At 29.0% G+C, this 14,732-nt stretch carries 15 protein-coding genes; all 15 read left to right on the top strand.

The features are described from left to right. The first annotated feature begins 14 nt into the window (after positions 1 to 14). The 15 genes from KQI77_RS05260 (at position 15) to KQI77_RS05190 (ending at position 14,729) form a co-directional block, all read left to right on the top strand. Positions 15 to 923 (top strand): ribonuclease Z, encoded by a 909-nt coding sequence (locus tag KQI77_RS05260; protein ID WP_216389137.1) that lies wholly within the window; start codon positions 15 to 17, stop codon positions 921 to 923. Between the two features lie 348 nt (positions 924 to 1,271). Next, entirely contained in the window at positions 1,272 to 1,700 is a 429-nt protein-coding gene (gene mraZ, locus KQI77_RS05255; protein WP_216389135.1) for a division/cell wall cluster transcriptional repressor MraZ, read from the top strand. 12 nt (positions 1,701 to 1,712) lie between these two features. Beyond that, a complete protein-coding gene (gene rsmH / locus KQI77_RS05250; protein ID WP_216389133.1) occupies positions 1,713 to 2,645 on the top strand; it encodes a 16S rRNA (cytosine(1402)-N(4))-methyltransferase RsmH in 933 nt (310 codons plus the stop codon). Positions 2,646 to 2,673: 28 nt separating this feature from the next. Next, positions 2,674 to 3,183: a cell division protein FtsL gene (locus KQI77_RS05245; RefSeq protein ID WP_216389131.1), complete on the top strand. Its 510-nt coding sequence runs from the start codon at positions 2,674 to 2,676 to the stop codon at positions 3,181 to 3,183. 289 nt (positions 3,184 to 3,472) lie between these two features. Next, positions 3,473 to 5,665, top strand: coding sequence for a stage V sporulation protein D (locus tag KQI77_RS05240; RefSeq protein WP_216389129.1), 2,193 nt, complete (start codon positions 3,473 to 3,475; stop codon positions 5,663 to 5,665). Positions 5,666 to 5,701: 36 nt separating this feature from the next. Then, on the top strand, positions 5,702 to 7,153 hold the full coding sequence (locus tag KQI77_RS05235) for a UDP-N-acetylmuramoyl-L-alanyl-D-glutamate--2,6-diaminopimelate ligase (RefSeq protein WP_216389127.1): 1,452 nt from the start codon (positions 5,702 to 5,704) through the stop codon (positions 7,151 to 7,153). A gap of 69 nt (positions 7,154 to 7,222) precedes the next feature. Then, positions 7,223 to 8,596, top strand: coding sequence for a UDP-N-acetylmuramoyl-tripeptide--D-alanyl-D-alanine ligase (gene murF, locus KQI77_RS05230; RefSeq protein WP_216389125.1), 1,374 nt, complete (start codon positions 7,223 to 7,225; stop codon positions 8,594 to 8,596). Continuing rightward, positions 8,580 to 9,554 (top strand): phospho-N-acetylmuramoyl-pentapeptide-transferase, encoded by a 975-nt coding sequence (gene mraY, locus KQI77_RS05225; protein ID WP_216389123.1) that lies wholly within the window; start codon positions 8,580 to 8,582, stop codon positions 9,552 to 9,554. The genes murF and mraY overlap by 17 nt, the downstream gene beginning before the upstream one ends. Before the next feature lie 24 nt (positions 9,555 to 9,578). Beyond that, positions 9,579 to 10,724 carry a stage V sporulation protein E gene (gene spoVE / locus KQI77_RS05220; RefSeq protein ID WP_216389122.1) on the top strand — a complete coding sequence of 382 codons (1,146 nt, stop codon included), beginning with the start codon at positions 9,579 to 9,581 and terminating at the stop codon, positions 10,722 to 10,724. Positions 10,725 to 10,895: 171 nt separating this feature from the next. After that, complete coding sequence (locus KQI77_RS05215) at positions 10,896 to 11,642, top strand: cell division protein FtsQ/DivIB (protein ID WP_216389120.1); 747 nt, start codon at positions 10,896 to 10,898, stop codon at positions 11,640 to 11,642. A gap of 20 nt (positions 11,643 to 11,662) precedes the next feature. Then, entirely contained in the window at positions 11,663 to 12,388 is a 726-nt protein-coding gene (locus KQI77_RS05210; RefSeq protein WP_216389118.1) for a DUF881 domain-containing protein, read from the top strand. 11 nt (positions 12,389 to 12,399) lie between these two features. Then, the gene (locus KQI77_RS05205) at positions 12,400 to 12,753 is read left to right on the top strand and encodes a small basic family protein (RefSeq protein ID WP_216389116.1); all 354 of its coding nucleotides are present in this window, start codon (positions 12,400 to 12,402) and stop codon (positions 12,751 to 12,753) included. After that, on the top strand, positions 12,750 to 13,472 hold the full coding sequence (locus KQI77_RS05200; RefSeq protein ID WP_216389114.1) for a DUF881 domain-containing protein: 723 nt from the start codon (positions 12,750 to 12,752) through the stop codon (positions 13,470 to 13,472). Before KQI77_RS05205 ends, KQI77_RS05200 begins: the two co-directional genes overlap by 4 nt. Before the next feature lie 119 nt (positions 13,473 to 13,591). Beyond that, positions 13,592 to 14,272 (top strand): YggS family pyridoxal phosphate-dependent enzyme, encoded by a 681-nt coding sequence (locus KQI77_RS05195; RefSeq protein WP_216389113.1) that lies wholly within the window; start codon positions 13,592 to 13,594, stop codon positions 14,270 to 14,272. After that, positions 14,265 to 14,729: a cell division protein SepF gene (locus KQI77_RS05190; RefSeq protein WP_216389111.1), complete on the top strand. Its 465-nt coding sequence runs from the start codon at positions 14,265 to 14,267 to the stop codon at positions 14,727 to 14,729. Before KQI77_RS05195 ends, KQI77_RS05190 begins: the two co-directional genes overlap by 8 nt. Positions 14,730 to 14,732 lie beyond the last annotated feature (3 nt).

Genomic DNA, 14,732 nt, shown 5'->3' with positions numbered 1-14,732 from the left:
TAAAGGAGAAGTAAATGATTGATTTAACGTTAATAGGAACAGGTGGAGGCATGCCGCTTCCAACTAGAAATTTATCTGCTACACTTATTAAATATAATGGACATAATATATTACTTGATTGTGGAGAAGGTACTCAAGTATCTATGAAGATGATTAATAGTGGATTTAAGAAAATAGATTATATATGTATATCTCATCTACATGGAGATCACATTATAGGGCTTCCAGGGTTATTAAGTACCATAGGCAATAGTGGTAGAGATGAACCTTTGACAATAATAGGCCCTAAAGGAATAAAGAAAGCTATAGAAGGTATGATGATAATTATAAATTATCTTCCTTATGAACTTAATATTATTGAAGATCCTAATAAAGATATACAATTATACGACGATGTTACCCTTAATACATTAAAACTAAAACATTCTGCAGAATGTTTAGGATATTGTTTTTCTATTAGCAGAAATCCTAAATTTGAAGTAAATAAGGCATTAGATAATGGAGTGCCTAAGAATCTATGGAAGAAACTACAGAATGGAGAAACATGTATAGAGGATGGTAAAATATATGAACCTAGTATGGTTTTAGGAGACAATAGAAAGGGAATAAAGATATCTTTTACCACAGATACTAGGCCAATAGATGCAATAATTCCATTTATAGAAGGTAGTGATTTATTCATATGTGAAGGAACATATGGAGATGATGAAGATATTGATAAAGCAATAAAGAATAAACATATGACTTTTAGAGAAGCTGCTACTCTTGCATTAAGAGGTGGTGTTAAGAAGTTGTTACTTACCCATTTTAGTGAATCAATGAAGGAACCAGAGATATATACTAACAATGCAAAAGAAGTATTTAATGATGTAATAATAGGAAGAGATAGAGAAACTTATACTATTAATTTTTATGACGATTAGTATTAATATTGTTTGTTTTTATAAATTGCATAATCATAATATCATTAAGAATTTTTAATAGAAGAAAATAGTTAAGGTGATTATGAAGCCTTAGGTTTTGGATAATTTCCTACAGAAAAAATAGTAAAGATTCCTAAATGCTATAAACTTACTAAAGTTCAGATAGCATAGCATTTTTTAAGGTATCTTTACTATTTTTTTTAACTCTTTAGTTACATTTTGTTCACTAAAAAAAGAAGGGATTAATAAGTTTTTATCGAATAAATAATATATTGTGGCACAAAGTGGCGTAAAGTGGTTGAAAGTAGTTTAAAAAAGTTATAAAGTATATAGGAGGGGGTACAAGAAATGTTTATAGGCGAATATCAACATTCATTAGATAGTAAAAATAGAATTATTGTACCTTCAAAGTTACGAGATGAATTAGGAACTAAATTTGTTATAACAAAAGGATTAGATGGGTGCCTATATGCTTATCCATTAGATGAATGGAAGAAACTTGAAGACAAAATGAAAACTTTACCATTAACTAATAAAGATGCCAGAGCTTTTGTGAGGTTCTTTTTTTCAGGTGCATGTGAAGTGGAAATAGATAAACAAGGAAGAGGATTAATTCCTCAAAACTTAAAAGAATATGCAGCAATAGAAAAGGAAATAGTAAGTATAGGAGTATTACAAAGAGTGGAGATATGGAGTAAAGAGAGATGGAATGAATACAACGAATCAGATATAGATTTTGACTCTATAGCAGAAAAAATGAGCGATTTAGGAATTTAAGGAGTTAGATGTATGGAATTTAAACATGTTTCAGTATTACTTAATGAGTGCTTAGAAGCACTAGATATAAAAGAAAATGGAATATACGTTGATTGTACTTTAGGTGGAGCAGGTCATTCAAGTGAGATACTTAAGAGACTTAGTAATAAAGGCACATTAGTAGGAATAGATCAAGATACAGATGCACTTAAGGCAGCAGGAGAAAGACTTAAACAATATAATAATGTAAGATATGTACATAACAATTTTTACAATATAGACTCAATATTAGAAGAATTAAATATACCCAAGGTTGATGGGATACTTATGGATTTAGGTGTATCATCTTATCAATTAGATGAAGCAGAGAGAGGCTTTAGTTATATGAAGGATGCACCACTTGATATGAGAATGAATAAAGACAATGATTTTTCAGCATATGATGTTGTCAATAATTATTCAGAAGAAGAGCTATATAGAATAATTAAGGATTATGGAGAAGAACGTTTCGCTAAAAGAATTGCAAATTTTATTGTTAATAGAAGAAAAGAAAAAGCTATTGAAACAACTTTAGAGCTAGTTGATATAATAAAAGCAGCAATTCCGGCAAAAGCAAGACGAGATGGACCACATCCTGCTAAAAGAACTTTTCAAGCAATAAGAATTGAAGTTAATAGTGAATTAACTATTTTAAATAAGGCAATAGAAGATGGAGTTAATAGACTTAATGAAGGTGGAAGAATGGCAATAATAACATTCCACTCCTTAGAAGATAGAATAGTAAAACTAAAATTTAGAGAATTAGCAAACCCATGTACTTGTCCTAAGGAATTTCCTATATGTGTATGTGGTAAAAAGCCTTTGGTAAAATTGGTTAGTAGAAAAGCTATAGAACCATCAAAAGAGGAAGTTGACGAAAATCCTAGAAGTAGAAGTGCAAAACTTAGAGTTATTGAGAGAATATAAAAGTATATGAGGGGCGTGAGTATTTATTATGGCAGTAAAGAAATTAGAAGAATATGAAATTAATGGGAACGTTGTAAGAAAACCTTTAAGAAAAACTACTGAACAAGAAAGAGAAAAATATAAACAATTACAAAGATCTAAAAAAAATAGACAAAGAAGATTAAATGAACAAAGAAAAAGGAATAGAAGGGCTATTATGCAAATAGCAATGTTTATATTTTTAATGGGCGTTTTAACAATTTTTAGGGATTCTAAAGTTTTTTCTATGCAAAATGAATTAGCTAAAATTAATAGCGATATTAAGGCAGAACAATTAGAAAATGAAGCATTAAAAATAGATTTGTTAAAAGGCTCATCTTTAGATAATATAAAAACAACAGCAGAAAAAGATTTAGGAATGACTATTGCATCAAAGGACAATATGGTTGAAATAGATTTATCAGAAAATTATTTTCAAAAATTAGATGACAGAGATAAAAAAGCTGCAGAAGTAAAAAATAAAGGCTTTTTGTCTAAGATATTAAATGCACTATCATAAAAATAGTGCATTTAATATTTTTGCCACTCTTTAGGGCATTATAATATCTACTTATGAATTAAAGAAAGTTCTATAAGCAACATAAAGTTAGTGTGAATAGGAGTAAGTAGAAGTTTTGAAAAAACAATATCATTTTTTAAACTTAAATTAGGTTAAAAAAAATATTGTCTACAAAATTTATATATATTATAATTTCATGAAGAATAAAATTATACAATTGTATAGTTAAATTTAATATTATAAAATATAATATTATAAGAGAATCAAAAAAACATCTGGAGGAATAGAAGTGAATAGAAAGAATATAAGAGATAGATCCCAGATAAAAAAAAGAATTATGATAGCATTAGGGACATTAACAGTATTGGTAACAGCTTTAACTATAAGACTTGGATACATTATGATAATAAAACATGATGAGTATTCAGCATTGGCTAATGAGCAGTGGACAAGTGAAGTTACAATTGCAGCAAGAAGAGGAGATATTTTAGATAGAAATGGAACAGTTCTTGCAATGTCTGCAAATGTATATAGAGTTGATTTTGATTTGAATTCTATAAGAAGCTATTTAAAGGCAAGTAAACAATATAATAATATGGAAGATATAGCTCCCCTTATAGCAAAAGCAACAGGGATAGAGGAACAAAAAGTATTAGATAAGTTAAATACTAAGTTATCTAATGGCTCGGCAGCTGGATCAGCAACATTAGTTAGAAGAATAGAGAAAGATGTTGCAGATAAGGTAAAAGCACTTAAGATAACAGGGGTTATCGTATCATCAGATACTAAAAGATATTATCCTAATAATGATTTTTTATCTCATGTATTAGGATGTACAAATATTGATGGAGAAGGACTTACAGGAGTTGAACTTGAATATGATGATGAGCTTTCAGGAGTACCTGGAGTTAAGATAACAGAGATTGATAATGCTGCTGAAGATTTACCATATACAGTATCTCAATTTACTGACCCGGTAGATGGTAAAGATGTATATTTAACTATAGATTCTAATATTCAGTATTTTGCAGAAACTATAGCTAAAAGGGCACAAGAAGAACATAAGGCAGTTGCTGCTTCAGTTTTAGTTATGGATCCAAAGACAGGAGAAATATTAGCTATGGCAAATAGTCCTAGTTATGATCCTAATAATCCATATGATGGAATTGAAAATTATCAAGGTGAAAATGATTCAGAAAAATTGCAAAAAATGTGGAGAAATAGACTTGTAAATGATACATTTGAACCAGGTTCAATCTTTAAGGTTATAACAGCTATAACAGCAATGGAAGAAAATTTAGTTTCAGATTCAGATACATTTACATGTACAGGTGGTTTGCATTTTGGATCAAATTTTATAAAGTGTTGGGATACGGATGGACATGGTACACAACATTTTGGAGATATAATTCAAAACTCATGTAATGTTGGATTTATGCAATTAGGTGAAAAAATTGGTAAAGAAAAACTATGTGAATACATTGATAAATTTGGATTTGGAAAGCTTACAGGAATTGATCTTCCAGGAGAAGCATCAGGAATTGTAAAGAAACCAGAAGATATATCCGTAACAGACCTTGCAACTATAGCATTTGGACAAACAAATACTGTAAATTCAGTACAATATATGGCGGCTTTTAATGCTGTTGCGAATGGTGGCACTTGGATTCAACCACATATAATGAGAGAAATAGGTCATACAGATGATAATAATAATACTATAATAGATAGAGAATTTGAACCTAATACAAGAAAAGTTGCATCAAAGGATAATACAGCAGAATTAAGAGAGTATTTAGAGAGAGTTGTAACTGGAGGATCTGCTTCTCAGACATTTATGGAAGGGTATAGAATAGGTGGAAAAACAGGTACAGCACAAAAGGTTATAAATGGTGTTTATCAATCAGGAAAATACATATCTTCATTTGTTGGAATGGCTCCTGTTGATGATCCTAAGGTTACTATTATGATAACAGTAGATGAACCTAGTACTGGAGTGTATTATGCAGGTCAGGTATGTGTTCCTTATGCTAAAATATTATTTACAGAATTATTTAATTACTTAGATAGTAAATATGATGAAGAAAATAATATTGCTGTTGCAAAAAATGTTGTTGTACCAGAAGTGAGAGGATTAACATTAGATGAAGCTAAGAAAGCATTAGATAATGCTAAACTTACTTATGAAGTTAAAGGAAGTGGTAGCACAGTTTTATCATCTTCTCCATATCCAGGATATACAGTTAAAGAAGGTTCTAAAATAACTTTAAAGACATCTGGAAAAGCTAATACAGATGTAATAATGCCAGCTGTTGAAGGATATACAATAGAAGATGCTAAAAAACTTTTAGATTCGTTAGGAATTAAATATACTATTTCTGGTTCAGATGGTACTGTAGTGAAACAAAGTATTTCACAAGGAGAGCTTATTCAAAAAGGTACATCAGCAGTATTAACACTAGGAAAAAGTGTAGAAGATTAAAAAATACAAATTAAAGTTAATTTTGAGGTGATAGATATGATATTAAGTAAGGTATTACAAGGACTAGATTATGAAGTGATAAAAGGTAGTGTAGATGTAGATATACAAAAAATCAATTATGATAGTAGAAAAGTAAAGGAAAATGATGTTTTTGTATGTATAAAGGGATTTGCATCAGATGGACATAAATATGTTGATTCAGCTGTACAACTAGGTGCAACAGTTATAATTTGTGAAGATCTAGTAGAAACAAAAGAAAATATAACTATAATAAAAGTTCAAGATACTAGAAAAGCATTAGCTGTTATGGGAGCTAACTATTATGATAATCCAAGCAAAAAAATGAAGATAATTGGTGTGACAGGAACTAATGGAAAAACTACATCTGCATTTATGATAAAAACAATTCTTGAAGAAGAAGGAAAAAAGGTTGGTCTTATAGGAACAATAGCTAATTATATAGGTAACAAAAAAATAGATACAGAAAGAACTACTCCAGAATCATTAGAACTACAAGAATTGTTTAGTGAAATGGTGAATTCAAATTGCGAATATTGTGTTATGGAAGTTTCATCTCATTCATTAGCTTTAGATAGAGTTTATGGAATAGAATTTGAAGCAGGCATATTTACTAATCTTACAAGAGATCATTTAGATTTTCATAAAACATTTGAAAATTATTTTAATGCAAAATTCAAATTATTTGATAATTCTAAAATAAGAATAACAAATGTTGATAATGAGTATGGCGAGAAAGTATATGATCTATGTAAGGAAAAGGGATATGAATGTAAAACTATATCAATAAAGAATGAAAGTGCTTATAAAGCATATGATGAAGCATTTGGAGCAACTCATATTGATTTTAAATTAAAAGTTAATAATAATGTAGAAGAATTCAGAGTTGGTATGCCTGGAGAATTTAACATATATAATGCGTTAGGTGTAATTGCTTGCATGAATGAACTTGGTATCTCTATTGAAAGTATCAAAAAAGGTATATCAGAAATAGTAGTTCCTGGTAGATGTGAAATGGCAGGTAAAAAGTTTAATCTTCCATATACTATTATATTAGATTATGCACATACACCAGATGGATTAGAAAATATTCTTGAAACTGCAAGAGGATTTACAAAGAACAGATTAATATCTGTATTTGGTTGTGGTGGAGATAGAGATAAGGTAAAGAGACCACAAATGGGTAAAATAGGTGTGGATTTAAGTGATATAGCGATAATCACATCAGATAATCCTAGAACAGAAGATCCAAGTGCAATTATTGATGATATAGTTGCAGGTATTGACAAGGACAACTATGTTGTGGTAGAAAATAGAAAGGATGCTATAGCTAAAGCTATTGATATTGCAGAACCTGGAGATGTAGTGGTAATAGCTGGAAAGGGTCATGAAGATTATCAAATATTAAAAACTGGTAAGATTCATTTCGACGAAAGAGAAGTAATAGATGAAATATTATCTTCAAGATAAAGTGTTTTAATGTCAGTTAATATATTATTAACTGACAATATTTATTAGATTTTGAAAGGATGATTACACTTGGAACTTAGTTTTAATGAGTTAGTAAATGGCTTAGAAGGCGAGGTATTAACAAAGGGAAGTATTGAATTTAATGAATTATCAACTGATACTAGGAAGATTCAAGAGAATAATATATTTTTAGCATTAAAAGGAGATAATTTTAATGGTAATAAATATATAAAAGATGCATTTGATAAAGGGGCATCTATAGCTATAATAGATGAAGTATTTATAGATGTTGACGATTATAGAGATAAAAAGACAATTATAAAGGTTAATAATTGTAATGAAGCTTTATTATCTCTTGCAAAATTTTATAGAGAAAAGTTAGGGATAAAGGTAGTTGGAGTAACAGGATCTTGTGGGAAAACATCAACTAAGGATCTAGTTGCAGCTTTTTTGAGCGAGAAATATAAAGTCTTTAAGACAAAAGGAAACTTTAATAATCATATAGGAATGCCTCTTATGATATTACAATTAGACAGTACATATGATGTGGCTGTTTTAGAACTTGGTATGAGTAATTTAGGAGAGATACATACCTTAGCTAATTGTGCTAGACCAGATATAGCATTAATAACTAATATAGGATTATCTCATATAGAAAATCTTAAAACTAGAGAAAACATACTAAAAGCAAAATTAGAAATAACAGATTTCTTTACTAAAGATAATACTCTTATTGTAAATGCAGAAAGTGATTATTTAAATGATCTACTACCTAAAGAATATACCTTGCTTAAAACAGGTTTAAATGAAGAGTGTGATTATTATGCTACAGATATAATAGCAACTAATGAAAGCACACAGTTTACTGTATCACATAATGGAGTAAACCATAAGTTTACACTTAATATGATAGGAGCTCATAATGTATTAAATGCATTACTAGCGATTGCTGCAGCAAATAAGTTAGGAGTATCTTATGATGAGATGGAAAAAGGATTAAATAATATTGAAAATACTTCTATGAGACTTGAATTCATAAAAGGAGATAATATAACAATAATAAATGATTGTTATAATGCAAGTCCAGATTCTATGAAAGCAGCTATAGATGTTTTATACAATGCAGAAGGCAAGAGAAAAGTTGCTATACTTGGAACTATGCTTGAATTAGGTGAGGAATCTAAAAAAGCTCATAAGGATGTAGCAGAATATGCTAGAGATAAAGTGGATTTACTTATAGTTACAGGAGATTATGGAGAAGATTATAGAGCAGGGTATAGAAGTGATACTATTGAGGTATATAATACAAAACAAGAATTAATCAATAATTTAAAAAATAATATTTTAAAAGAAGATGTTATATTGGTTAAGGCATCAAGAGGAATGAAATATGAAGAAATAGTAAATGAATTAAGGAGAATAGAAAATGACGGAATTAATTAATGAATTTATTTCAGGAAAGATTATCATAGCTTTAGTATTAGGACTTATCATATCATTAGTGTTAGGACCGATAGTTATACCTATGTTACACAAACTTAAATTTGGACAAAACATAAGAAAAGAAGGACCTAAAAGTCATCAAAAAAAAGCCGGAACACCTACTATTGGTGGAATTATATTTATAGTATCGATTGTTATGGTTATGATATTTATGAGATACAAACTATCAGATGAAGCTATGGTTGTATTATATGGTATGTTAGCTTTTGGAATAATAGGATTTTTAGATGATATGCTTAAGATAATTCATAAAGAAAATGAAGGGTTAACATCTAAACAAAAATTTATTCTTCAACTTATTTTTTCATTAGTATTTGCCATATATGGATATAAAGTTATTGGAACAGATATTATGATTCCTTTTACAAACAAAACAGTTGATTTTGGAATATTATATATTCCGTTTGTAATTTTCTATTTCACAGCTATTACAAATGCTGTAAATCTTACAGATGGATTAGATGGACTTGCAACTTCAATAACTATTCTTGTAATGGCATTTTTCGGAGTTGTATCATATAATACTGGTCATACATCAGTAGCAGTTTTTTGTGTGGGACTTGTAGGAGCTTTATTAGGTTTCTTGAAGTTTAATGCATATAAGGCTAAAGTTTTTATGGGTGATACAGGATCTTTGGCACTAGGAGGTGCATTATCTACTATACTTCTTGTATTAAAATCACCATTTTTGGTTATAATAGTAGGTATGATTTATATAATTGAAACATTATCTGTTGTTATACAGGTAACTTATTTTAAGAAAACAGGTAAGAGAATTTTTAAAATGGCACCTATTCATCATCACTTTGAACAATGTGGATGGTCAGAGGTTAAGATAGTTACAGTATTTTCTATAGTAACATGTATTTTATGCTTGATAGGATTATTTGCCTTTTAACATATTAAAACTGGAGGGGTATGTATGGTGAAGAAGAAACACCAAAAACAAAAAAATAAACTTGGGAGAATAGATTATGGGATTTTCTACTCAGTTGTTATGCTTCTAGCAATAGGTGTTGTTATGGTGTATTCTGCTAGTTCATACTATGCAATGCATAATAATAGTAGTAGTACTGCTTTTTTGATTAAACAGTCTCTTGCAGCAGGGTTAGGTTTTATAGCTATGTTTTTCTTTATGAGATTTGACTATCATATATTGAGGAGATTTTCTGGAATCTTGGCTATTATATCTGTACCTCTTATGTTAGTAGTTAAGTTATTCCCAGCAGTTAAGGGGGCTCAGAGATGGATTCAATTAGGACCACTATCTCTTCAACCTTCAGAAATTGCAAAGTATGCAGTAGTTTTATTTTTAGCTACCAATATGGCATATAAGGGAGAAGGAATCAAGAAGTTCTGGAGTGGAGTTGTTCCTTATTTAGCTTTTGGAGGTTTTTTTGCAGGTTTATGTTTATACCAGAGTAACTTAAGTATAGCAACACTTATAATGATAGTTACATTTATATTGCTTTTTTGTGATGGAGCAAGGATTAAACATTTATTCTTGTATATTATGCCCGTATTACTTGCAGCAGTTGGAGCATTTGCCTATTTTGAACCATATAGAAGAGAGAGGTTACTTAATTTCCTAGACCCATGGAAAGATGCCCAAGATGCTGGATATCAACTTATACAATCCTTTTATGCATTAGGTGCTGGAGGAATAACTGGTCTTGGGTTAGGTCAATCTAGACAGAAAACTTTATATATGCCAGAACCACACAATGACTTTATTTTTTCTATTATAGGAGAAGAATTGGGCTATATAGGATGCCTTGTAATAATTATATTGTTCTTGATACTTATATGGAGAGGCATCAAAGTAGGACTTGATGCTAAAGATATGTTTGGAACATTATTGGCAATAGGAATTACATCTGTAATAGGTGTTCAGACTATAATTAATATAGCAGTTGTTACTGGATCGATGCCAGTTACTGGAGTTCCACTTCCTTTTATAAGTTATGGTGGTACTTCTATCCTAATAACGATGTCTGCAATAGGAATTCTGCTCAATATTTCTAGACAGAGAGACGAATCAACTATAAATAACAATTCACTTTTGTAATAAATTATAATAAGTTATTCGCTTACAAGAATGAGATGAAAATGTACTTGTAAGCGAATTTTTTTTCTCTATAGAAAAGTATATAAAATGTTTATATTTATAAAAGGTGATGAAAAAAAATAATTATGGTGGTATTATTATTATATAATTATATTAACGTGGAGAAATTGTATGAAAAAAATAGAAAATGCATATATACGAAAAGCAAAAAGAAAGAAGTTATTAAAAAAAATTATTTTTTTCTTAATTCTATTAATGGGAGTTGCTCTATATATTGTTTTTTATACAGATTATTTTATAATTAATAAGGTAGTTTTAGAGGGCAACAATCTGATAACAGAAGATTATATCTTAGATAAATCAGAATCAGTTAAAGGTAAGAATTTAGTAACTTTTAATAAAAATAATTTAGAAAAAATACTTAAGAAAAATCCATATGTTGAACAACTTAAGATTACAAGAAAATTTCCGAAAACATTAGTAATAAATGTGGAAGAAGCAAAAGGTCTATTTTATATAGAGAATAATAATGCGTATTCCATAATAAGTAGTGATCTTATATATCTAGAAAATAAAAACAAATTAGATAGTGACGAATATATAAAAATAACTGGAGTGGATTTATCTAAGAAAAAGCTTGGAGATAAAGTGTTAGATAATTCTAGGATGATTGCAGTATTAAATGAATTATATGATGAACAAGGTATTATAGAAGATAATAAAGAAGAATTTAGAATAACATCTGTAAATTTAGCAGATTTATCTAAGCTTAGTGTGACCTTAAACGACATAACAGTTTATTTAGGAGCAGATGAGAATATTCGTGACAAAATGAGTGATGCTATTTTGATTTATAAAAGTGATTTACCAAAAGAATACATTAATGTAGGCTTTGATGGAACACCAGATTTTAAGTGATTTATTTTGAGGAGGATAATATGAAAAGACATAAATCGCAAGTCGCAGTAGCAATTGTTTGTTCTTTGTTAGGTTTCTTGTTAGCGTATCAATACAAAGAATTAGCACTTAATAAAAAGGCTCAAAGTGGTAATTATTCTAATAGTGATATATTAGATGAAGTTGAGAGCTTAAAGAAGGAAAAGAAACAATTACAAGAAACAAATGACGAGTTAAACAAAAAATTAACTGATTTAGAGCAACAAGTAGTTAGTGGTAATGTAGAACAAGAGATAAAAAAACAATTAGATAATTCTAGATTGCAATTAGGATTAGTAGATGCACAAGGACCAGGTATAAAAATTAAATTATCATTAAAAACTAATCTATTCAATTCAAACATAGCTGATAGTACTTCAACTTTATCAGATGCAGATTTAGTATCAATTGTAAACACATTGTGGTTTTCAAAGGCTGAAGCAATATCAATAAATGGATATAGAATTACTCAACAAACAGGAATAAAGGTATCAGGTAATTACATATGGATAGGTTCTGCAGGAAGAATAATTCCTACTGAGGATATAGTGATAGAGGCAATAGGTGATATAAAATCTATGAAAGCAGGGTTGGATTTTCAAACATTTACTTATGGTAATTATAATTATTATGATGTAAAAATTGATGAATATGATAATTTGGTACTTAAGAAAACAACTCAAGCACTTAGAAATGATTATGTAACAGCAGTAACAGGAGAAAATTAAGGAGGATATATATGATAGCGGTAGTAGGATTATTAGTAGGTGTTTTATTAGGCTTTCTTGTAGATGTTAACATTCCAGTAGCTTTTTCATCATATATGTCAGTAGCTATACTAGCATGTCTTGATTCAGTTTTTGGAGCTATAAGAGCTAATTTAGCGGATAATTTTAGAGCAGATATATTTATATCTGGATTTTTTGGAAATGCTATACTTGCAGCAGCACTTGCATTTTTAGGAGATAAGCTTGGAATTCCAATATATATGGCAGCAGTAATAGTGTTTGGTGGAAGAATATTTGATAACTTTGCAGTAGTAAGAAGACTAATTTTAGATAAAATTAGAGATAAACATAGAGGTATAAAATGAAAAAAAAGCATTTTAAAACTTTAGTTTTAATAAGTATGATTATAGTTGGATATCTAATAGCAATTAACTTTGATGCAAAAGGTTCAGAGTCTGCTAATAGTATGACAACTTCTGAATATCAAAAGGCTCAAGAAGAAAAAAATAAATTAATAAAACAAATAAGTACATTAATGGATGAAAATCAAGAAATTGAAGAAAGAATTTCAAAGTATTCTTATACAAAAGGAGACGAAGAAGTAGTTTCAGATATGAAGTCTTTGCTAAATATATATGGTCTTGTAACAGGCCTTAATGAAGTAAAGGGACCTGGTGTAGTAATTAAAATAAATGATGGAAAATATACAAGTGATGAATCTACCTATGAAAAAAGAAATAAAATATTGCATGATAATGATGTGGAATGTTTATTAAATGATATAAAATATGCAGGAGCAGAAGTTATTTCTATAAATGATCATAGAATTGTTTATAATACGGGAGTTGCATGTAGATGGGCATTTATAGGATTTGAAGATGGAGATCAAGCATATGCAACATTTAATTTCTATTGTATAGGTGACCCAGATACCCTTGAAGCAGAATTAACAAAAGACGGAAGTTATTTGAATAAATTAATAACAAGAGGTCTTGACATTTCAATAGAAAAAAAGGAAGAGATAGTGTTAAAAGCAGGATATTTAGCTAATTATTCTAATTTGACTGAATATACTGGAAAATAGTTTGCTTTTATTGTATAATAATTAATGTTAATAAAATTATAAATACAGAAGGATTTGTTGTATTTATGTAGAATATAATAATCAATTAGGGTTAAGTGCTCTTTAAGGAGGAGGCTACTATGGGCATTAAAGAAAATATAGAAGCTATTCTTGAAGATATACCCAAAGATGTACAATTATTAGCCGTTTCTAAGACAAAAAGTATTCAGGAAATGGAAGAAGCATACGAATATGGAATAAGAGACTTTGGTGAAAACAAAGTTCAAGAAATTATGAAAAAGAGTGAAGAATTTCATTCTGATGTGAGATGGCATCTTATAGGTAAACTTCAGACAAATAAAGTTAAATACATTGTAGGAAAAGTTTTTTTGATACATTCTTTATCTAGTGTAAAGCTTCTAAAGGTTATCGAAAAAGAATATGAAAAAAAACAATTAACAGCTGACGTTCTTATTCAAATTAATATAGGAAGAGAAGAGAGCAAAAGCGGAGTATTAGTTGAAGAATTAGATGATCTAATATCTGAAATAGAAAAATGTAATTATGTTAAAGTACATGGAATAATGACTATTATACCTAAGGGTGATGATGATAGTAATAGGATGTATTTTAAACAAGTTAAACAGATATTTGATGATTTAAAACAAAAAGATTTTAAAAATATAACTATGGAAACATTATCTATGGGAATGACTCATGATTACAAAGTTGCCATTGAGGAAGGCTCTACTTTAATAAGAGTTGGAGAGGGAATCTTTGGAAAGAGAAATTATAATGTGGAGGGATTAAGTAATGAGTAATGTATTAACAAAGATGAAAACAATATTAGGTTTTGGAGATTATGACGAATATGATGAATTCGATGATGAATATGATGATGATGTAGATACAGAAGAACAAGAAGAAGAAGTTGAACCAATTATTCAAAACAAAAAAAATGCAGCTAATAATAAAGTTGTAAATATTCATACAGCTACATCAGCAAAAGTTATTATATCTAGACCAGCTCAATATGAAGATGCTACTGAAATATGTGATGCTCTTAAATCAAGAAAAATGGTAGTTATTAATACATCAGCATTAGAAAAAAGAATAGCTCAAAGATTAATAGACTTTATAAGTGGTTCTTGCTATGCTTTAGGTGGAGAACTTCAAACAATAGAAAATGGAGTATATTTACTTACACCATCTAATGTAGAAGTTACTACTGAACTTAAAAGTGAATTAAGCTCAAAAGCTTTATTTAATTGGAAATAATAA

The organism is Clostridium sp. MSJ-8, from assembly GCF_018918325.1.
In the GTDB taxonomy this organism is placed as follows: domain Bacteria; phylum Bacillota; class Clostridia; order Clostridiales; family Clostridiaceae; genus Clostridium.
The sequence above is the reverse complement of the archived record's forward strand: the minus strand, read 5'-3'. Positions and strand labels throughout refer to the sequence as shown.